This is a genomic window from Streptomyces sp. Y1 (genome assembly GCF_041053115.1).
Taxonomy (GTDB): domain Bacteria; phylum Actinomycetota; class Actinomycetes; order Streptomycetales; family Streptomycetaceae; genus Kitasatospora; species Kitasatospora rubellomurina.
On record NZ_CP163445.1, the window covers coordinates 5728513 to 5747163 of the forward strand.

At 71.3% G+C, this 18651-nt stretch carries 22 protein-coding genes and 1 pseudogene; 14 read left to right on the top strand and 9 right to left on the bottom strand.

The genetic code is table 11. The features are described 5' to 3' along the window. Positions 1-26: 26 nt before the first annotated feature. From hisD to hisF, 8 genes are read left to right on the top strand one after another with little or no spacing between them, the layout of a single operon-like run. A complete protein-coding gene (gene hisD, locus AB2U05_RS24875; protein WP_369184291.1) occupies positions 27-1334 on the top strand; it encodes a histidinol dehydrogenase in 1308 nt (435 codons plus the stop codon). Further along, positions 1331-2431, top strand: coding sequence for a histidinol-phosphate transaminase (locus tag AB2U05_RS24880; protein ID WP_045692089.1), 1101 nt, complete (start codon positions 1331-1333; stop codon positions 2429-2431). The genes hisD and AB2U05_RS24880 overlap by 4 nt, the downstream gene beginning before the upstream one ends. A 4-nt stretch (positions 2432-2435) precedes the next feature. Next, on the top strand, positions 2436-3029 hold the full coding sequence (hisB, locus tag AB2U05_RS24885; protein ID WP_045692088.1) for an imidazoleglycerol-phosphate dehydratase HisB: 594 nt from the start codon (positions 2436-2438) through the stop codon (positions 3027-3029). After that, positions 3026-3178, top strand: a complete 153-nt coding sequence (locus AB2U05_RS24890) for a hypothetical protein (RefSeq protein WP_045692087.1) — start codon at positions 3026-3028, stop codon at positions 3176-3178. The genes hisB and AB2U05_RS24890 overlap by 4 nt, the downstream gene beginning before the upstream one ends. Before the next feature lie 36 nt (positions 3179-3214). Beyond that, a complete protein-coding gene (gene hisH / locus AB2U05_RS24895; RefSeq protein ID WP_045710370.1) occupies positions 3215-3850 on the top strand; it encodes an imidazole glycerol phosphate synthase subunit HisH in 636 nt (211 codons plus the stop codon). A gap of 22 nt (positions 3851-3872) precedes the next feature. Continuing rightward, complete coding sequence (gene priA, locus AB2U05_RS24900; protein ID WP_208615385.1) at positions 3873-4607, top strand: bifunctional 1-(5-phosphoribosyl)-5-((5-phosphoribosylamino)methylideneamino)imidazole-4-carboxamide isomerase/phosphoribosylanthranilate isomerase PriA; 735 nt, start codon at positions 3873-3875, stop codon at positions 4605-4607. After that, positions 4604-5059, top strand: coding sequence for a Rid family hydrolase (locus AB2U05_RS24905; RefSeq protein ID WP_045692085.1), 456 nt, complete (start codon positions 4604-4606; stop codon positions 5057-5059). The genes priA and AB2U05_RS24905 overlap by 4 nt, the downstream gene beginning before the upstream one ends. Then, positions 5056-5826, top strand: a complete 771-nt coding sequence (hisF, locus tag AB2U05_RS24910; protein WP_045692084.1) for an imidazole glycerol phosphate synthase subunit HisF — start codon at positions 5056-5058, stop codon at positions 5824-5826. The genes AB2U05_RS24905 and hisF overlap by 4 nt, the downstream gene beginning before the upstream one ends. Positions 5827-5896: 70 nt before the next feature. On the opposite strand, the gene AB2U05_RS24915 is transcribed toward hisF, so the two are convergent. Further along, on the bottom strand, positions 5897-6673 hold the full coding sequence (locus AB2U05_RS24915; RefSeq protein WP_045692083.1) for a VOC family protein: 777 nt from the start codon (positions 6671-6673) through the stop codon (positions 5897-5899). A 228-nt stretch (positions 6674-6901) separates the two neighbouring features. Here AB2U05_RS24915 and AB2U05_RS24920 point away from each other — a divergent pair, with 228 nt between their 5' ends. The 3 genes from AB2U05_RS24920 to AB2U05_RS24930 all read left to right on the top strand — a co-directional run bounded on the left by AB2U05_RS24920 (position 6902) and on the right by AB2U05_RS24930 (position 9131). Beyond that, positions 6902-7963, top strand: coding sequence for a helix-turn-helix domain-containing protein (locus tag AB2U05_RS24920; protein WP_369184292.1), 1062 nt, complete (start codon positions 6902-6904; stop codon positions 7961-7963). 118 nt (positions 7964-8081) lie between these two features. Next, positions 8082-8684, top strand: coding sequence for an RICIN domain-containing protein (locus AB2U05_RS24925; RefSeq protein ID WP_052706909.1), 603 nt, complete (start codon positions 8082-8084; stop codon positions 8682-8684). A gap of 156 nt (positions 8685-8840) precedes the next feature. Then, positions 8841-9131, top strand: coding sequence for a hypothetical protein (locus AB2U05_RS24930; RefSeq protein WP_369184293.1), 291 nt, complete (start codon positions 8841-8843; stop codon positions 9129-9131). A gap of 59 nt (positions 9132-9190) precedes the next feature. Here the strand turns inward: AB2U05_RS24930 and AB2U05_RS24935 are convergent, their stop codons facing one another. The 6 genes and pseudogenes from AB2U05_RS24935 to AB2U05_RS24960 all read right to left on the bottom strand — a co-directional run. Further along, the gene (locus AB2U05_RS24935; protein WP_369184294.1) at positions 9191-9925 is read right to left on the bottom strand and encodes a dienelactone hydrolase family protein; all 735 of its coding nucleotides are present in this window, start codon (positions 9923-9925) and stop codon (positions 9191-9193) included. Positions 9926-10110: 185 nt separating this feature from the next. Continuing rightward, entirely contained in the window at positions 10111-10560 is a 450-nt protein-coding gene (locus AB2U05_RS24940) for a hypothetical protein (protein WP_369184295.1), read from the bottom strand. A gap of 73 nt (positions 10561-10633) precedes the next feature. Next, positions 10634-11320, bottom strand: coding sequence for a pentapeptide repeat-containing protein (locus AB2U05_RS24945; RefSeq protein ID WP_369184296.1), 687 nt, complete (start codon positions 11318-11320; stop codon positions 10634-10636). Positions 11321-11360: 40 nt separating this feature from the next. Further along, positions 11361-12002 (bottom strand): aminoglycoside phosphotransferase, encoded by a 642-nt coding sequence (locus AB2U05_RS24950; protein ID WP_369184297.1) that lies wholly within the window; start codon positions 12000-12002, stop codon positions 11361-11363. Between the two features lie 172 nt (positions 12003-12174). Next, entirely contained in the window at positions 12175-12888 is a 714-nt protein-coding gene (locus tag AB2U05_RS24955) for a GNAT family N-acetyltransferase (RefSeq protein ID WP_369184298.1), read from the bottom strand. Between the two features lie 379 nt (positions 12889-13267). Further along, a pseudogene (locus AB2U05_RS24960) lies at positions 13268-13756 on the bottom strand (ATP-binding protein); the annotation flags it as partial. A gap of 221 nt (positions 13757-13977) precedes the next feature. Between AB2U05_RS24960 and AB2U05_RS24965 the strand changes: the two are divergent. Continuing rightward, positions 13978-15291 carry a DNA-binding protein gene (locus tag AB2U05_RS24965; protein WP_369184299.1) on the top strand — a complete coding sequence of 438 codons (1314 nt, stop codon included), beginning with the start codon at positions 13978-13980 and terminating at the stop codon, positions 15289-15291. Here AB2U05_RS24965 and AB2U05_RS24970 read toward each other — a convergent pair whose 3' ends face one another. Then, positions 15292-16317 carry an NAD-dependent epimerase/dehydratase family protein gene (locus tag AB2U05_RS24970; RefSeq protein WP_369184300.1) on the bottom strand — a complete coding sequence of 342 codons (1026 nt, stop codon included), beginning with the start codon at positions 16315-16317 and terminating at the stop codon, positions 15292-15294. Positions 16318-16460: 143 nt separating this feature from the next. Between AB2U05_RS24970 and AB2U05_RS24975 the strand changes: the two genes are divergently transcribed. Both AB2U05_RS24975 and AB2U05_RS24980 read left to right on the top strand, forming a co-directional pair. After that, a complete protein-coding gene (locus tag AB2U05_RS24975) occupies positions 16461-16820 on the top strand; it encodes a hypothetical protein (protein ID WP_369184301.1) in 360 nt (119 codons plus the stop codon). Between the two features lie 25 nt (positions 16821-16845). Beyond that, positions 16846-17346, top strand: coding sequence for an NUDIX domain-containing protein (locus tag AB2U05_RS24980; RefSeq protein ID WP_369184302.1), 501 nt, complete (start codon positions 16846-16848; stop codon positions 17344-17346). 121 nt (positions 17347-17467) lie between these two features. Here AB2U05_RS24980 and AB2U05_RS24985 read toward each other — a convergent pair whose 3' ends face one another. After that, on the bottom strand, positions 17468-18112 hold the full coding sequence (locus tag AB2U05_RS24985; protein ID WP_369184303.1) for a TIGR03085 family metal-binding protein: 645 nt from the start codon (positions 18110-18112) through the stop codon (positions 17468-17470). Positions 18113-18651 lie beyond the last annotated feature (539 nt).

The window sequence follows — 18651 nt, forward strand, 5'->3', positions numbered from 1 at the left end:
TCCGGGCACTCCTTACACTGGGTGGCGTGATCTCTCGAATCGACCTCCGCGGCTCGCTGGACGACCCGCGTGACCTGCTGCCCCGTGCCGAGTTCGACGTGGCGGCCGCCCTGGAGAAGGTGCGGCCGATCGCCGAGGACGTACGCCATCGCGGGGTCGCGGCGCTGATCGAGATCACCGAGCGCTTCGACGGCGTCCGGCTGGAGTCGACCCGGGTCCCGGCCGAGCAGCTGACCGCCGCCCTGGAGACGCTGGACCCGAGGGTGCGGGCCGCGCTGGAGGAGTCGATCCGCCGGGCCCGCGCCGTGCACGCCGACCAGCGCCGCACCGGGCACACCACGCAGGTGGTGCCGGGCGGCACCGTCACCCAGCGGTGGGTGCCGGTCGAGCGGGTCGGGCTGTACGTGCCGGGCGGGCTGGCGGTGTACCCGTCGTCCGTGGTGATGAACGTGGTGCCGGCCCAGGAGGCCGGTGTGGCGGGCATCGCGGTCACCTCCCCGCCGCAAAAGGAGTTCGGCGGCAAGGTGCACCCGACGATCCTGGCGGCCTGCGCGCTGCTCGGCGTCGAGGAGGTCTACGCGGTCGGCGGCGCCCAGGCCGTCGCGATGTTCGCCCTGGGCACCGAGGAGTGCGCGCCGGTGAACATGGTCACCGGCCCCGGCAACATCTACGTGGCCGCCGCCAAGCGCTACTTCTCCGGCCGGATCGGCATCGACTCCGAGGCCGGCCCGACCGAGATCGCCGTCCTCGCCGACGACAGCGCGCTGCCCTCCGACGTCGCCGCCGACCTGATCAGCCAGGCCGAGCACGGCCCCACCTCCGGCTCGGTGCTGGTCACCGACTCCCCGGCGCTGGCCGACGCCGTCGAGGCCGAGCTGGCCGTGCAGGTCGCGCGGACCAAGCACAGCGAGCGCGTCGCCGAGGCGCTCGGCGGCCGGCAGTCCGGCATCATCCTGGTCGACGACCTCGACCAGGGCCTGGCCGTCGTCAACGCGTACGCGGCCGAGCACCTGGAGATCCAGACCCGCGACCCGCACGCCGTCGCCGCCCGGGTGGTCAACGCGGGCGCGGTCTTCATCGGCCGCTGGACCCCGGTCTCGCTCGGCGACTACGCGGCCGGCTCCAACCACGTGCTGCCCACCGGCGGCTGCGCCTGCCACTCGTCCGGGCTGTCCGTGCAGACCTTCCTGCGCGGCGTGCAGGTCGTCGAGTACGACCGGGACGCGCTCGCGGACGTCGCCGCGCACGTCGTGACCCTGGCCGACGCGGAGGACCTGCCGGGGCACGGGGACGCCATCAAGGCCCGCTTCGACTGGACGGTTCCCGGCTCGTGACGCGCATCGACGATCTGCCCATCCGGGACGAGCTCCGCGGCCAGTCCCCGTACGGCGCACCGCAGTTGGACGTGCCCGTCCAGCTCAACACCAACGAGAACCCGTACCCGCTCCCCGAGGAGCTGGTCGCCCGGATCGCCGAGCGCGTCGCCGAGGCCGCCCGCGGGCTCAACCGCTACCCCGACCGGGACGCCGTCGAACTGCGCGAGGGCCTGGCCGCGTACCTGACCCGCACCACCGGCTTCCCGGTCGGGCGCGCGCAGGTGTGGGCCGCCAACGGCTCCAACGAGGTGCTGCAGCAGCTCCTGCAGACCTTCGGCGGGCCCGGGCGCACCGCCCTCGGCTTCGAGCCCTCGTACTCGATGCACGCGCTGATCTCCCGGGGCACCGGCACCGGCTGGATCTCCGGCCCGCGGGGCGACGACTTCACCATCGACGTGGACGCCGCGCTCGCCGCCATCGCCGAGCACCGGCCCCACGTGGTGTTCGTCTGCTCGCCGAACAACCCGACCGGGACGGCGGTCTCGGCCGACACCGTGCTGCGGCTGTACGAGGCCGCGCAGGCCGCCCGGCCCGCCCTGGTCGTCGTCGACGAGGCGTACGTCGAGTTCTCGCACCGCGCCTCGCTGCTGCCGCTGATCGAGGGCCGCCCCAACCTGGTCGTCAGCCGCACCATGTCCAAGGCCTTCGGCGCCGCCGGGCTGCGCCTCGGCTACCTCGCCGCCGACGCGGCCGTCGTCGACGCCGTCCAGCTGGTGCGCCTGCCGTACCACCTGTCCGCCGTCACCCAGGCCACCGCGCTCGCCTGCCTGGAGCACACCGACACCCTGCTCGGGTACGTCGGCCGGCTCAAGGAGGAACGCGACCGGCTGGTCGACGCGCTGCGCGCGATGGGCCTGGAGGTGACCGACTCGGACGCCAACTTCGTCCAGTTCGGCCGCTTCGCCGACACCCACGCCGTCTGGCAGGCCATCCTCGACCAGGGCGTCCTGGTCCGCGACAACGGCGTCCCCGGGTGGCTGCGCGTCACCGCCGGCACGCCCGCCGAGAACGACGCCTTCCTGGACGCCGTCCGCAGAGTCACCAAGGAGCTGTAACCCCATGTCCCGCATCGGACGCGTCGAGCGCACCACCAAGGAGACCTCCGTCCTCGTCGAGATCGACCTCGACGGCACCGGACGGACCGACATCTCCACGGGCGTCGGGTTCTACGACCACATGCTCGACCAGCTCGGCCGCCACGGTCTGTTCGACCTCACCGTCAAGACCGACGGCGACCTGCACATCGACACCCACCACACCATCGAGGACACCGCGCTCGCCCTCGGCGCCGCCTTCAAGCAGGCGCTCGGCGACAAGGTCGGCATCTACCGCTTCGGCAACTGCACGGTGCCGCTGGACGAGTCCCTCGCCCAGGTCACCGTCGACCTCTCCGGCCGGCCGTACCTCGTGCACACCGAGCCCGAGGGCATGGCGCCGATGATCGGCGCCTACGACACCACGATGACCCGGCACATCCTGGAGTCCTTCGTCGCCCAGGCGCAGATCGCGCTGCACGTCCACGTCCCGTACGGGCGCAACGCGCACCACATCGTGGAATGCCAGTTCAAGGCGCTCGCCCGGGCGCTGCGCTACGCCGCCGAGCGCGACCCGCGCGCGGCCGGCATCCTCCCGTCGACCAAGGGTGCGCTGTGAACAACACCGCGATGATCCTCATCTTCGTCGGCCTCTTCCTGGCCGGCGGGGTGATCTCCTTCTGGAAGCAGAAGCAGTCCAAGAGCGTCATCCTGGTGCTCGCCATCGGCTCCGTGATGTGCCTGGCCTCGGGCCTGCTGCGCCTCTAGCCCGCCCGGCCCTGTAGAGAGACTGGACACCTGATCATGGGCAAGAACGTCGTCGTCCTCGACTACGGCTCCGGCAACCTCCGCTCCGCGCAGCGCGCCCTCGAACGGACCGGGGCCGACGTCACGGTCAGCTCCGACTACGACACCGCGATGGCCGCGGACGGCCTGCTCGTCCCCGGCGTCGGCGCCTTCGAGGCGTGCATGCGCGGCCTGAAGTCCGTCCGCGGGGACTGGATCATCGGCCGCCGGCTCGCCGGCGGCCGGCCCGTCATGGGCATCTGCGTCGGCATGCAGATCCTCTTCGAGAAGGGGGTCGAGCACGGCGTCGAGACGGCCGGCTGCGACGAGTGGCCCGGCACCGTCGAGCCGCTGGACGCCCCCGTCGTCCCGCACATGGGCTGGAACACCGTGGACGCGCCCGAGGACAGCCGGATGTTCGCCGGCCTGGACCCCGACACCCGCTTCTACTTCGTGCACTCCTACGGCGTGCGGCACTGGGAGCTGGAGACCCACAGCGCGCGGATCAACCCGCCGCTGGTCACCTGGGCCACGCACGGGCAGCCGTTCGTCGCGGCCATCGAGAACGGCCCGCTGTGGGCCACCCAGTTCCACCCCGAGAAGTCCGGCGACGCCGGCGCCGCCCTGCTGACCAACTGGGTCAACACCCTCTGACCGTCTGAGAGTTGTGGAACTGATGAGCCTGAAGAGCCGCCTCGAACTGCTGCCCGCCGTCGACGTCCGCGACGGGCAGGCCGTCCGCCTGGTCAAGGGCGCCTCCGGCACCGAGACCTCCTTCGGCGAGCCGCTCGCCGCCGCCCTCGCCTGGCAGAACGCCGGCGCCGAGTGGCTGCACCTCGTCGACCTCGACGCCGCGTTCGGCACGGGCAGCAACTACGAGATGCTGCGCGACGTCACCGGCCGCCTCGACATCAAGGTCGAGCTGTCCGGCGGCATCCGCGACGACGAGTCGCTCGCCCGCGCCCTCGCCACCGGCTGCACCCGGGTCAACCTCGGCACCGCCGCCCTCGAAGCCCCCGAGTGGGTCGCCAAGGCCATCGCCGAGCACGGCGACAAGATCGCGGTCGGCCTCGACGTCGTCGGCACCACCCTGCGCGGCCGCGGCTGGACCCGCGACGGCGGCCAGCTCTTCGACGTGCTGCAGCGGCTGAACGACGAGGGCTGCGCCCGGTACGTCGTCACCGACGTCAACCGGGACGGCACCCTCACCGGCCCCAACCTGCAGCTGCTGCGCGACGTCTGCGCCGCCACCGACCGCCCCGTCGTCGCCTCCGGCGGCGTCTCCTCGCTCGACGACCTGCGGGCCATCGCCGGACTCGTCGGCGAGGGTGTCGAGGGCGCGATCGTGGGCAAGGCACTCTACGAGCAGAAGTTCACCCTCGAAGAGGCCCTGGAGGCGGTTTCCGGATGACGGACGGGCGGATCGTACGCGGGCAGGTCGTACGCGGGCGGGTCGGGGGCTTCTCTCCCTGGGAAGAGGAGTTCGGCTTCGCCCGGGCGGTCGCCGCGGGCGACCACGTGCACGTCGGCGGCTCCACCGCGTGGGTGGACGGCCGGATCGAGCACGAGGGCGACCCGTACCGGCAGGCCCTCGCCGCCTTCGGCGTCGGGCTCAGCGCCCTGGCCGCGTACGGTCTGACCGCGGACGACGTCGTCCGCACCCGGATGTACATCACGCACGTCCGCGACGCCGAGGAGGTGGGCCGCGCCCACCGCGAACTCTTCGACGCCGCACGCCCGGTGGCCACCATGGTGGTGGTCGAGGGCCTGATCGACTCCCGGATGATGGTCGAGGTCGAGATCGACGCGTACCGAGCCGGGCTGGCAAAGACCCTGGAAGTTTCGGAAGGCCAACAGACGTGACCCTCGCCGTACGAGTCATCCCCTGCCTGGACGTCGACGCCGGGCGGGTGGTCAAGGGCGTCAACTTCCAGAACCTGCGCGACGCGGGCGACCCGGTCGAGATGGCCAAGCTCTACGACGCCGAGGGCGCCGACGAGCTCACCTTCCTCGACATCACCGCCTCCTCGGGCGACCGCGAGACCACCTACGACGTGGTCCGGCGCACCGCCGAGCAGGTGTTCATCCCGCTGACGGTCGGCGGCGGCATCCGGGCCGTCGAGGACGTCGACAAGCTGCTGCGGGCCGGCGCCGACAAGGTCGGGGTCAACACGGCGGCGATCGCGCGGCCGGAGCTCGTCCGGGAGATCGCGCAGCGGTTCGGGCGGCAGGTGCTGGTGCTGTCGGTCGACGCCCGGCGGTGCCCCGAGGGCGTGGAGACGCCGTCCGGCTTCGAGGTCACCACGCACGGCGGGCGCCAGGGCACCGGCCTGGACGCCGTCGAGTGGGCCGGCCGCGCGGCGGAGCTGGGCGCGGGCGAGATCCTGCTCAACTCGATGGACGCGGACGGCACCAAGGACGGCTACGACCTGGACATGATCCGGGCCGTGCGCAAGGCCGTCTCGGTGCCGGTCATCGCCTCCGGCGGCGCCGGCAAGCTCGCCGACTTCGCGCCGGCCGTGGAGGCGGGCGCGGACGCGGTGCTGGCCGCCAGCGTCTTCCACTTCGGGGACCTGCGGATCGGCGACGTCAAGGGCGCGCTGCGGGAGGCCGGGCACCCGGTGCGGTGATCCGCCTTCCGCGCGCGAGGGCCCGCCGTCCGGGGGTGGACGGCGGGCCCTCGCGGGTGTCCGCGCAGTGCTACTGCCGCGGCTCGCCCTTGATCAGCGCGAACGGGGCGCCGTGCGGGTCCGCCAGCCAGGCGATCCGGCCGACGTTCTCCACGTCCGAGGCCGGCATCATGACCGAGCCCCCGGCCGCCGTCGCCTTCGCGACCGTCGCGTCCACGTCGGCGGAGGCGAAGTACGGCGTCCAGGCGGCGCGCTGCTCCTCCTGCATGGTCGGGGCGATGCCGCCGAAGCTGGTGGCCTGCTGGTCGCCGTCCGCCGTCGAGATCACCCGGTAGCTCATGCCCGGGGACGGCTCGAACAGCTCCATCCGCCAGCCGAAGAGGCCCTTGTAGAAGGGGAAGGCGGCCTCCGGGTCGGGCGTGTGCAGCTCGGCCCAGCACAGCGCGTCGTCCACGGACGCGACGTCCAGGCCCTTGGTGCCCCCCGCCTGCCAGATCGCGAACTCGGCGCCCTGCGGGTCGGTCAGCGCCGCGAACCGGCCCTCCTGCATCACGTCCATCGGGGGGACCCGGACCGTGCCGCCGGCCTGCTCGACCGCCTTCACGGTGGCCTCCGCGTCGGTGGTCAGGAAGTACGTCGTCCAGGCGGAGTGGGCGCCCGCGTCGAGGTTGCCGAGCGCGCCCACGGTCTTGCCGTTCAGCTGCAGGAAGCCGTAGCCGCCCGCCTCGGGGACCTCCTGGAAGGTCCAGCCGAAGACCTTGCCGTAGAACTCGGCGGTGGCCGGGATGTTCGGGGTGCCCAGGTCGATCCAGCAGGGCGAGCCGGTGGGGAAGTCGGTGGTGAGCATGGAGTGGTGCCCCTTCGACGAATGAGACGGCCGGAGCCCTCCGGTCGGACCCCGGCCACCTGCGAGTCTGCACCCGCCCACGGACATCCGCAGCCGGGACACGACCGCAGGCACCACGGAACCCACCGGTCCCGGTGGTGTCCCGCGGCCCCACGTCCCTCTGCCGTCACTTCCGCATCTTTTGGGCTGTTCCCAAGATCGGATCTCCCTCTTAGTGTGGATTCGGTGATGGCCTACCTGCTGGGTGTGAAGGACCTCGCCGCCACCCGGTGCGGCTACTCCCCGCTCCACGAGACCGTCCGCAGCCTCCGGTTACGGAGCCCGAACGGCGGACACGCCTTCCCCGAGCAGCGCGGCTGGGCGGCCGGCTGGGCGCGCGACCACGCCGGCCTGGACACCGACCTGCTGGACACCCTGCTCACCCCCGGGGGCCTCGCGCCCGAAGCGCTCACCCCGCGCCCCCGCAGCTGCCGGCCCTGCATCCAGGACGAGCTGTCGGCGCTCGCCGCCACGCCCGCCGACCGGCTGTGCGCCGACTTCCGGGCCGCCTACGCGCGCGACGGCAGCCCGCTGCCGCCGCTGCTCGCCCGACTGCTCGACGATCCGTACGCGCTGCGGGCCCGCCTGGTCACCGCCCTCGGCCAGTACTGGACGCGCTGCCTGGAGCCCGCCTGGTGGCCGCGCGCCCGCACCGTCCTGGAAGCCGACCTCGCCCACCGGGGGCGCCGGCTCGCCGAATCCGGCGCGGCCGGGCTGTTCGCCGACCTCGACCCGCGGGTCTCCTGGGCGGACGGCACGCTGCGCGTCCACGGCGACCCGAGCGGGGCCGACCCGAGCGGGGCGCCCGCGCCCGTACGGCGGGAGCCGATCGCCGGGCGCGGCCTGGTGCTGATGCCCACGCTCTTCGCCGACCGGGCGTTCGGCGAGACCTCGCCGAGCGGCACCCCGGCGATCGTCTACCCGGCCCGGGGCCGCGGCACCATGGCCGAGGGATCCACGGCCGAGGGGGCCATCCGCGCGGCGGCGTCCGGTGGGTCCGCGGTGTCCGGCGCGCTCGCGGAGCTCATCGGCGCGGCCCGGGCCCGGGTGCTCGGCCTGCTCGACACCCCGGCGACCACCACCGCCCTGGCCTACCGGCTCGGGGTCACGCCGGGCGCGGTCAGCCGCCACCTCGGGGCGCTGGCGGCAGCCGGGCTGCTGGAACGCACCCGCACCGGCCGGGCCGTGCACTACCGGCGCTCGCCGCTGGGCGAGTCGCTGGTCGGGGCGTCAACGTTGGTTCCAGCATGAACAATTGACCGGGAACGTCAAAGGATTCCGGTCGCCCGACCGCACCTCTACCTTGGGTCCGCTCGCCCGCGCCACCGGGCAACCCGCCCGGTCGCGGTCTCCTGCGACAGGGGTAACCATGCGTATCCGCACCACCGTCGCGGCTCTCGCCACCGCCGCCGCGCTCGCCGTCCCGCTGCTTCCGACCGCCGCCCAGGCCGACGCCCCCGCCGGGTCGTCCGACCGGCTGACCCTGGGACAGAAGGCCGCCCGGAGCGCCCAGCACGGGACCGGGCCGGCGCCCGCGATCGCGCCCGGCTACATCCGCATCCACAGCCTCTACCAGTACAACACCGGCCAGTGTCTCGACGCGGACGCCGAGGCCGGTGGCAACGGCACCAGAGTGCAGGTGTGGGGCTGCAACGGCCAATCCCAGCAGGAGTGGCTCTCCCGGAGCGACGGCAGCCTAGAGAACGTGCGCTTCCCGGGCATGTGCCTCGACGCCGACACCGGCCGCGCCGGCGGCAACGGCACCTGGATGCAGCTGTGGCAGTGCACCGGCGGCGCCAACCAGAAGTGGTTCACCCGCGCCAACGACCCGTCCATCTACAACCAGGCGTACAACAACAACCTGAACACCGTCGTCGACCGGGACACCGGCTGGGGCGGCGACGGCGCTTCGGCGCAGCTGTGGCAGAAGGTCAACCAGTCGCAGCAGTGGTGGCAGATCGTCCCGGCCTGATCGCCGGCCGCCCGCCCCGACTCCCTGCTCCGGGGAGTTGGGGCGCGCGGGGTCCGGTTCGCCTCGGGTGACGGGGTAGCCGGTCGGTGGGTTCGGGAACCACTGGGGTGGCGACCCCGCCACCCCCCCACCCACCCCGCCCACCGGGAGGATCCCTTGAAGCGAGTGCTCCACGCGGCCGGCGTCGCGCTGACCGCCGCCGCCCTCTGCCTGACCACCGCCACCAGCGCCGGCGCGGCCGCCGGCGCGATCATCCTCAACGGCCAGGCCATCCAGGACCCGTCCGGCTGCTACAACGTTCCGGGGTGGCCGGCGGTCGTCGACAACCAGACCGACCAGGTCGTCACGGTCTTGGGCAACGACGACTGCACCGGCCCGGTCAACGGCACGGTCGGGCCCGGCGAGATGGGTACGTTCCCCTTCGGTGCGAGCGTCTTCGTGCCGTGACGGCCCGGCTTTTGTGCGGAGTGGGAAGTCGGCCGGGCCGACTTCCCACTCCGGGCGCCTCAGCCGGCGGTGAGGGTGTGGGCGAGGAGGGGGAGCAGCCGGTCCCAGTGGCGCTGCAGGCCGGCGGGGTCGTAGGCGTCGGTGTCGGACATGGTGAAGCCGTGGACGGTGCCCGGGTAGATCTCCGAGGTGTGGTCGACGCCCGCGGCGTCCAGGACCTGGTTGAGCGCCGCCAGGGCCTCGGAGGTCAAGTCGGTTGCGGCGTGGCCGAAGTGGACCCGGGCGGTGAGCTGGGCGAAGAGGCCGGGGCCGTCGACGTGCACGGGGGCGTGGAAGGCGGCGACGGCGGCGACCCGGTCGGGGTGGGCGGCGGCTGTGCGCGCCGCGAGGAGGCCGCCGAAGCAGTAGCCGGTGACCGCGACCGGGCCGGCGGCGACCTCGGGCTGGGCAGTGAGGAAGGCGAGGCAGGCGTCGGCGTCGCGCAGGGTGTGTTCGGTGGTGTGCGCCTCGACCAGCGGCATCAGCCGGGCGACGACCGCGTCCCGGGCCTCGCCGCCGATGTACGCGGGGAGCTCGACCACGGGCGTCGGGCCGTGCCGGTAGAAGAAGTTGGGCACGAGCACGTAGTACCCGTGGTCGGCCAGCTCCTGGGCCATCTCGTGCAGGACGGGCCGGATGCCGAGGGCGTCCGGGTACATCAGCACCCCGGGGTGCCGCTCGCCGTCGTCCGGGAAGGCGGCGAACGCGTCGGCCAGGCCGTCCGGGGTGGGAATCTGCAGGGTCTTGATGGGCATGGGTCCTCCGGTCGTGGTTGATGTGTCGAGCCCGTGATCAACGCGACGGAGGCGGAGCACGCGCGGCGGCTCCGGCCCGGGGGGCGCTCAGCGGAGCGCCGGGTCGCCAATTCGTGTGTGGCGCAAGGCCGTCCCGGTCGTCATGACTGTAGAACCTAGCCCACCGGGCCGGGGTGATGCCAACGTCATGGGCGATCCGGTGACCGGTAGAGGGATGCGGTGACCCAGCCGCTCGTCCCAGGCGCGCGCCGGGTGAACACCACGGAGACGCCGGCTTCCGTCCGGATCGCGAGCTGATCGTCGAAGGTCAGGGCGTCGTACTGGCGCCACGCGCAGCCGCGTTGTTCGAGGCCGTCGATCAGCGCCTCGCGGCTCGGGGCCTCGATCGGCTCCTGACCTCCCGCGCGGGCGAACCGCCCCTCGACGTCCACCGCGTCGTACCCGAGCAGGCACACCGTCAGGTCGCGGTCGACCCACACCTCCAGGCTGCCGTCCTTGAAACCGACCGGCCCTTCAGCCAGACCGGTGCCACCGCCCAACAGCCGATCCGCCTCCTCGCCCGCCATGCCGATCCGGAACGCCCCGATCTCACCGGTGGCCGCGAAGGAGATCATCGAACCGAGCATGCTGTCCATGGAGACGACGCTATCGGCGCCGTCCACTGGAATTCCCCGCCCCGCTGACCCTCCGCGGCGGACGCGGGCTGGTTCACCGGTTGTTGAGCGTGTCGGCGAAGGTCACGTCCAGCTCGGTGACCAGGGCTTCGGCGAGTTCGGCCTGTTGGCTGCGGTCGATGAGGATCTTGCCGAGGTTGGCGACACCTCGCAGCGCGGTGAGGTCGTTGCCGCGCAGGTCGAGGCCCTGGTACTTGCCCCGGCCGAACTCGGTGAGCCGCAGGGTGCAGGTGTCGAGGACCGCGCCGCTGAGGTCGCAGCCGGTGAACGACGCTTCGGTGAGCGCGCAGTTGGTGAAGGCGACCGGGCCGGTGGCGCGGATCTGCTCGAAGGTCGCGTAGTCGAGCTTGCAGTTGTCGAAGAGGACGTTGTCCAGGGTCACGCCGGTGAGGCCGGCGCCCATGAGCTTGCAGGTGCGGAAGACGACGCGGGAGAGCTTGCTGTCGGTGATGCGGGCGGCGGTGAGGTCGCACGCCTCGAACTCGACGGAGTCGATACGGACTTGGTCGATTTGGACGCGGTCGGCCCGAAGGTTCGCGATGCGGCCGGTGATGAGGCGGGTCTCGGCGAGGTCCAGGTCCCGCAGTTCGGTGTCGCCGTACCGGAAGCCCTGGACGATGCCCCGGGTGGAGTCCAGGGTGGTGACCTTGGACAGGTAGAGGCCGGGCTCGTTCAGGTGGGGCAGGGCCACGGTGACGCGGCCGAAGGTGATGTCGTCCATGAGGGGCTCTGCTCTCGTTGGGGTGGAGTTCCGGGGATTCTCAGCGACTCGCGCGGAGTAGGGCCCATTGCCGTGCTGCTTGATGCAGGCGGGCGGTCCACGGGTCCGGATCGTCTCCGGCGATCTCGGCCCACATGCGGGCCTGGGCCTGCGCGAAGGCGTCCAGCACGGCCGGGTCGCCGGCCTGCCAGGCCGGAACCCTGGCCGTCCAGGCCTCGGCGGCAGCCGGGTCGTGGCCGCCGGCGGCGATCAGCCAGACCACCCGCAGGGCGGGGTCGATCCAGGCGGCCCCACGAGTGGCCCAGGCCCAGTCGACCAGCAGCGCGCGGTCTTCGCGGATGAGGACGTTCTCGTTGTTGAGGTCGGTGTGCAGCAGGGAATCCCCGGCGAACCGGGCCAGCACGTCGGGGTTGTCCACGTAGGCCGCCCACCGCTGCTCGGCCGCGCGAAGCTCGATCGGCGGGCACGGGGCGCGGCCGAGCCGACTGAGGGCGTCGACCATCAACTCCAGGTCCCCGGCCGCCGCATAGTCGGCCCGGCGGCCCTCGACGTACTCGAACGCGACGAGGGTCCAGCCGTCCGCGTCCAGCTGCCACAGCACCTCGGGCGCGAGGCAGCCGAGGAAGGGCCCGATCTCCGCCTCCCTCCGCTGCGTCCACACCCGCCGATGGCTCAGCTGCATCCCCTTGACGAAGACGGTACCCCTGGCGGTACTGAGCTCTCGGAGTTGAGCCCGGCCGACACGGTCTCCGCCGCGAGAACCGGCGCACCGAGCCGGGCAGCGACAGCCCGTCGCACAGTCTCGGGCAGGTCCGCCCAGTGAACGCGGATGGTGGTCACGGTGCCCAACGGCCTTACAGATCAGAGGTACATCCGAGCCCGAGCCCTCGGTACCCCGGCCGGACCCCGAAGTACTGGGGGAGGAGCCGGATTTGACCGATCGGGTCGGGCATCGTCTCCATCGGGCCGATGGCGCCGACCACTCGTCCGTCCTCGACTGTGACCAGGACGGGGCCGACCGAGTCGAGCCGGGAGTGCAGGAAGGCGAACCCGTCCTCGGCCAGTTCCTCCGAGAAGGCCGCGAAGGTCGCCGCCACGACTGCGGGCACCTCGGACAGGGGCTCGACCCCGTCGACGGCGGGAGCAGGGCTGTCGAAAGTCCTGAGCTGGATCCGCCTGGACGCGGCGACGGCGGCCGGCTCCCTTGGGAACCACACGACGCGGGCCTGCGCGGCTCCGTGCAGAGCAGCGAGCTTGGCCGCCGTCTCCCGTGCCTCGAGCAGGTGGTTCGGAGCTCCGTAGAGGTGGACTCGAAGGACTCCGCGCCCGGTGATCGTCGGGATCAGGGTGCGCTTCCGGTCCTGGGTGACGTCGTCCACCAGGACCCACTCGTCCTTGCGGTCCGACCACCGCCGGTCCTTGTCGTGCGGCAGGAACCCACCGGTACCGGCGACGGCGAACACCTCGTCCAACAGCTCCGGGCTCACCGCATCGGGGTGAAGCGGACCGAGCGTCGGCAGGTACGGCACGGAGATGCGGGGAAACTTCCAGTCCCAGCGGAATCCCATGCCCCCACGCTACTCGGCTCCCACACGCGGTCCGGGACGTCGACCGCTGAGCAGGAGCTCCCTCCTCGGCTGAGCCATTCGGGTCGGTCCCGCTCACGGTGCCCGAGTAGCGCAGGTGGGCTTCGGCGGCCGATTCGGTGTAGAAGCGCTTGATCCGGTCCGAGGAGCCCGGAATGCGCACGTACTCGTGCTGCTCGCGGTCGTAGATCCCCCAGCACTCCAGCAGGCGGAAGTGCGGGCTCCGGGAGTCGATCAGGCGGACCTCGTACCGGGGCATCGTGACGGGGCCGGCATGGACCTGCGCCGCGAAGACCAGTGCGGCGAGCCGCGCGTCCCCGGTCACGGACTGGTCCGGCGCGACCTCGAACCACGTCACCTTGCCCACGCCGTTGGGGTGCCAGCCCCAGGAGTGGGCCAGCGCCTCCACCAGGAGCAGGCCCCGGCCGCTGGTGGCCATGTCGTCGGGCGCGCGCTTCACCGGCGGCTGCGCACTCCGGTCTGCGACCTCGACCCGCAGACGCTCGCCGGTCCACCGGACCGTCACGCCGCACGGTTCCCGCACGTGGTCGACGGCGTTGGCCAGCAACTCGGCGGCACACAACTCCACGTCCCGCAGGGAGCTGTCGGAGAACGGCAAGCCCCAGGATTCGGCGATCTGCCGGATCAGCCGACGTGTCGGCCGGACGGCTTCCGTGGTGGGATCGACATTCCAGGAACGCGGAATCGGGATCGTGGCAGGGGACTGCTCGGTGGCGGTGCTGCTGGGCATGTGAACTCCCAGAATGAACGGGCCGCTGGCAATCCGAAGTGAATACGGAGGCCTGCGGCTGAGCCGAGGTGTGGAATGTGACTCGCAAGTAACTTTCATGCAGTAGCGGGTGACTGATGAAGCGTCATGGAAGAATGGATGTCGTCGCCATCACTCGGCGGATGCCATCTGGACACCCCTTCCGGTGACCAACAGGGCATGGAAGTGTCGTCCGGGTGCCATGTGGTCGGACCGGGTTGCGTCGGGTGATGCCGGGCGGGTCCCCTGCGGGGGAGGGAGTTGACCCGGCGCTCTGCGCCAGATGTTCCTAGGGAGTCGCGATGCGCGAGGCACCCCAGACGCTTCTCAAGATCCTGGTGGATCAACGACGCTGGCGATACGTTGACTTCGAGCGCCACTTCCGACGCTCGGCGACCGAGCTCCTCGACGCCGGGGCCCGGAACCTCACGGTGTCCGAGTCGCAGTACCGCCGCTGGACCGCCGGCAGGGTTCAGACGCTGCCGGGGCCGGACGCCTGCCGGGTCCTGGAGTACATGTTCGGCATCGACGTCGCGACGTTGTTCGGCCCGCCTCCCTCGGATCTGCCTGCACCCGCGTTCAACCTGGAAGACGAGATCGACATGACCGCACGAGACGCCCAGAGTGAGGCCGGCGCGGCCGCTGCCGCGTCCATTTCCGATATCGCGCTCGACCAGCTTCGCGACGACGTCGCCACCCTGGCGCGCGAGTACGTCACCACCCCGACCTACGTCGTGTTCCAGAAGGCCAAGGAGATGCGGGAGTCGGCCGAAGCGAACCGCGAACGTACCCAGGTTCCTGCCCAGCAGCAGGAGCTGTTGATCGTCGCCGGGCAGGCGTGCGCACTTCTGGCGACCGCGGCCTTCGACCTCGGTTCACTGGACGGAGCGAGGCGGCTTTCCCGGTCGGCCGCACTGTACGGAGAGGCGGCCCGATTCGATCCGCTGCGGGCGTTCGCGGGTGGCACGCTCGCCTATATCGCCTACTTCTCCGGTCGGCCGGCTGAAGGTGTTCGTGTCGCGCGTGCGGCGCGGGCGTTCACCGGCCTGGGCGACGTGGCACGGCGCAGGCTGGCGGCGATCGAGGCCCGTGCCTTCGGCCACCTGGGAGACATTGCCTCCGCGCAAAGGGCCCTGGACGCGTCCACGGCGGACGGCAGCGGGCGGAGGGACGACCTTCACGACGAGGTGGGGGGCGAGTTCGGGTTCAGCCCGGATCGCCTGGCGATGTCGAACGCGTCCACCTGCCTTCTCATCGGGGACGGAGACCGGGCGGAGCGGATCGCAGTTCAGGCACTGGACCTGGCGCGATCGAGGCCTTCCGCCACCCGGTCCGTTCGAGTGGTCGGTGGCGCGGGTGCGGATCTGGCCGCCGCCCGGCTGCTGCGGGACGACCTCGACGGCGCGGCGCAGGCCCTCGAAGCGATGTGGCTCGTGCCGAAGGAGCAGCGCGCCACCGGGCTGTTGGCCCGGGCGGCGCGGGTGCGAAGCGGGCTCTCCAGCAGCCGGTACTCGCAGGCAGTGCTCGCTGCCGAACTGGGTGAGCGGATCGAGGACTTCACCAGGCAGTCGGCCCCGCGCCAACTCGGCGCGGGGCCGCTCGCCATCGAAGGCTGATCAGCTCATCGAAGCCAGAATCTTCGCTTCCTTGTCGGGGTCGATTCCGTGGGCCGCCCAGCGCGGGTGGTCCACGGGGCGGCCGTCAGCCTGCCACCACGCCCAGGTGTCCGCGATGGTGTCCCGCAGGGGGCGGCAGCGCAGCCCGGCTTCCACAGCTGTATCGGCGTCCACTTCCCAGGCTCCGGCGTGGGTGCGCCACAGCGGCAGCTCCGTCCACTCCTTCACCCGCTGTTCCAGAAGGAGCTCCGGTTCCGCCCAGACCGGGTGGCCGGATCCTCCGGTCACTTCCAGGCATGTTTCGACGAACTCGGCGAAGGAGATCGGGTCCGGATGAGCCACGTTGTGCGTGCCGCCCGTCCGTGCCTCGGCCTGGTTCAGAGCGAACGCTGCGACATCGCGCACGTCGACCGGCTGGATCGGTCGGTCGCCGGGTGCGGGAGCCAGGATCGCACCGCCGCGCTGCGCACGGGTCAACCACCAAGGGAGGCGGCCGACGTATTCTCCCGGCCCGAGAATCACGCCCGGTCGCAGTACACATGCCCGGGCCGCACCGAAAGCCGCGAGTACCGCCCGTTCGCAGCCGGCCTTCTGCCGACCGTAGTGGAGATTGGGCCCCGTCCAGCCTTCAGGGTTCCGCCCGTAGTCCTCGTCGGCGTCCGGAGGCCCGTCGAGTACCGCATCGCCGACCCGCAGTGGCAGGTCGGGCCATCCGGCGTAGACGCTCACCGTGGAGATGTAGACGTACGTGCCGCTGACGGGCTCCAGCGCCCGGGTTCCCTTGAGGACGGCGTTCGGGGGCAGCTCGGACGCCGAGGTGTCCACCACGGCATCCCAGGGGCCGTGCGCTGCGAGACGGTTGAGGTCATCGACGTTCGTGCGGTCGCCATGGACGGCCTGTACCCCCTGGGCGTCAACGCCCGACAGGCCGCGGTTGAAGGTTGTTACGCTCCAGCCCCGGGCCAGCGCATCCGCCACAACGGCCCGACCCAGGAACCAGGTTCCACCCATCACCAGGATTCGCATGGTCACTGATCCTGCCCGCTCGCGGTTGGTTGCCGCTACCTCAAGCAGGTGGCACTCAAGGCCCACCGGCGTCCTCCGCACTGAGCAGTCAGATCGTAGGCCTGCCCGTGATCCGTCCTGAACGGACGACGAGAGGACTGAACATGGACAACGAGGACGGTCGGATCTTCCGTGAGGCGTGGATCGCCGGGGTCAAGAAGCATTTCCCCGGCGAGCCGAAGCCGGGCTACATCACGCCCTGGGACGAGACCCCGGACTGGGAACGCCAGTCGGCCGCGGCCGTGTTCGGCCAGGTCCGCGACTTCATCGCGGTGAGTGGCGGCAACACTGCCAAGCTGAGTCGGGAGCAGAAGGGCCGGTTCGTCGCCCTGTGCTGGATCGCCCAGATCCACAAGCACGTTCCGGACCCGAAGCCCAGCTATGTCGCCGACTGGGATGCCTTGCCTGACTGGCAGAAGGAAACAGACGCCGACATCTTCGAGTACATCGAGCAGGCCGTCTGAATCGCACAGAAAGGACTCGACCGACGTGGCTCAGCCGACCGTTGATCAGACTACTGCTCTCACATCCGCTACGGAGTCGATGACGCTGTTGGTCGCCGCCGTCATCGTTCACGACCTCGAAGCTCAGCGCGTTGTCCTCCTGCGACGAGGGCCCAAGACCAAGTTCGCCCAAGGCCTGTGGGATCTGCCGGTCGGTAAGAGTGAACCCGGCGAACCGATCACGGAGACTGCGGTTCGCGAACTCCAGGAGGAGACCGGGCTCGTCGTCGCTCCTGAGGATCTGCGCCTGGCGAACGTCATCCACGGCGCCCGAGGTGTCGAGGCTCCCAACGGGTTCCTGACCGTCGTTTTTGCTACCAATCGGTGGTCCGGTGAACTTGAGAACGGAGAGCCGACCAAGCACTCGGAAGTCGCATGGGTCGACATCGACGCCGTACCGGGGGAGTTCGTCTCCACTACCAGGGAGGCTCTGATCAGCCATCTCAACCACGGCCGGAGTGTCTTCCTCGACTCGTGGCAGAGCTAGTCTCCGATCGACTTCTCCGGGTCTTTCTTGTGCGGCGCCCCCTCGGCTTGCCGAGGGGGCGCCGCAATTTTCGTTGTTTCTGGTGTCGCCCCACGGCTTGCCGAGGGGCGACACCGGGTTTTCACTTCTTGGGCAGCGGGAGGACGTGGCGCAGGGCCTCGATGGCGTCTGAGGGGCCGTCGACGTCGAGGGTGGTGTGGGCGCCGCGGCCGAAGGTGAAGAGGACCAACTCGCTGGGGGCGCCGGTGAGGTGGACGGTGGGGGCGCCGGCGGGGCCGAGGGTGAGGGAGCGGCCGTCCGGGTGGTGGAGCTGGAGGCGGACGGGGGAGCGGCGGCCGACTTCGAGGCGGGCGAGCATGGGGAGGCGGCGCCAGAGGGCTTCGGCGCGGCCGGGCGGGACGGGCTGTTCGGTCCAGTCGTCGGTGGCGCGGAGGACGTCCTCGGCGTGGACGAAGTACTCGACGGTGTTGCCGGCCTCGTCGGCGCCGGGGAGGGCGAAGGGGGAGTAGATCGGCGGGCCGGAGCGGAAGAGCCGCAGGAGCTCTTCGTACGGGCGGGTGGCGAAGTCGTCCTGCACGCGCTTGGTCCAGCCTGCGAGGGCGGCGACGCGGATGCCGGGGGCGGCGTCCGGGCGGCGCTCACGGATCACCAGATGGGCGGCGAGGTCGCGGGTGGTCCAACCGGCGCAGAGGGTGGGGGCGTCGGGGCCTGCGGCGGCCAGCAGTTCGGCCAGGCGGTGGCGTTCGGCGAGGGCGTGGTTCGACATGGCGGCAAGCCTAGGGGCGAAGCAGATCGGCGAGCTCGGGGTTCCCTGGTTTTGTTGCCTCGCCCCCCTTGGCCCGCCAAGGGGGGCGAGGCCGTCGATCGGCATGGCCCGCTTCGTTCGGCCGGTCGACCGGTGCCGCTCCTCGAAGCTTCGAGGAGCGGCACCGAAGTCCTGCGCTGGGCGGCCTGATCGAGGGCGCGGGTAACTGTCGTCGACGGGGCTCCTCGATTGCCGTCCCAGCGTCGCCCTCCTCGCTGGAGGAGGGCGACGCCGTGCCGCTCTCCCCCTGCCGGTCTTGGGTTGTTCAGTTCGTCTTCGATGGCGATTCCCCTTCGGCCTAGCGAAGGGGAATCGCAACCTTCTTCATACTTCTGTTGTCGTTCCCTCTTGCCTTTGATCCTGCGTTTGGTGTCACCGGTCTCGCCCTCCATGCCAGGCCGGTGACGTGTTTTTCATTGCATTGGGGCGCCGCTGTCGATTGGCTCTCTGTTTTGTCTCTTCGGTGCCTGAGGGGAATTTCCGACCGGCCTCCTCGATGA

Coding starts and splice junctions, on each gene's coding strand:
- hisB (WP_045692088.1), top strand. CDS start 2,436: ATGTCCCGCATCGGACGCGTCGAGCGCACCACCAAGGAGACCTCCGTC.
- hisH (WP_045710370.1), top strand. CDS start 3,215: ATGGGCAAGAACGTCGTCGTCCTCGACTACGGCTCCGGCAACCTCCGC.
- priA (WP_208615385.1), top strand. CDS start 3,873: ATGAGCCTGAAGAGCCGCCTCGAACTGCTGCCCGCCGTCGACGTCCGC.
- AB2U05_RS24905 (WP_045692085.1), top strand. CDS start 4,604: ATGACGGACGGGCGGATCGTACGCGGGCAGGTCGTACGCGGGCGGGTC.
- AB2U05_RS24915 (WP_045692083.1), bottom strand. CDS start 6,673: ATGCTCACCACCGACTTCCCCACCGGCTCGCCCTGCTGGATCGACCTG.
- AB2U05_RS24920 (WP_369184292.1), top strand. CDS start 6,902: ATGGCCTACCTGCTGGGTGTGAAGGACCTCGCCGCCACCCGGTGCGGC.
- AB2U05_RS24925 (WP_052706909.1), top strand. CDS start 8,082: ATGCGTATCCGCACCACCGTCGCGGCTCTCGCCACCGCCGCCGCGCTC.
- AB2U05_RS24935 (WP_369184294.1), bottom strand. CDS start 9,925: ATGCCCATCAAGACCCTGCAGATTCCCACCCCGGACGGCCTGGCCGAC.
- AB2U05_RS24940 (WP_369184295.1), bottom strand. CDS start 10,560: ATGGACAGCATGCTCGGTTCGATGATCTCCTTCGCGGCCACCGGTGAG.
- AB2U05_RS24945 (WP_369184296.1), bottom strand. CDS start 11,320: ATGGACGACATCACCTTCGGCCGCGTCACCGTGGCCCTGCCCCACCTG.
- AB2U05_RS24950 (WP_369184297.1), bottom strand. CDS start 12,002: ATGCAGCTGAGCCATCGGCGGGTGTGGACGCAGCGGAGGGAGGCGGAG.
- AB2U05_RS24955 (WP_369184298.1), bottom strand. CDS start 12,888: ATGGGATTCCGCTGGGACTGGAAGTTTCCCCGCATCTCCGTGCCGTAC.
- AB2U05_RS24965 (WP_369184299.1), top strand. CDS start 13,978: ATGCGCGAGGCACCCCAGACGCTTCTCAAGATCCTGGTGGATCAACGA.
- AB2U05_RS24970 (WP_369184300.1), bottom strand. CDS start 16,317: ATGCGAATCCTGGTGATGGGTGGAACCTGGTTCCTGGGTCGGGCCGTT.
- AB2U05_RS24975 (WP_369184301.1), top strand. CDS start 16,461: ATGGACAACGAGGACGGTCGGATCTTCCGTGAGGCGTGGATCGCCGGG.
- AB2U05_RS24985 (WP_369184303.1), bottom strand. CDS start 18,112: ATGTCGAACCACGCCCTCGCCGAACGCCACCGCCTGGCCGAACTGCTG.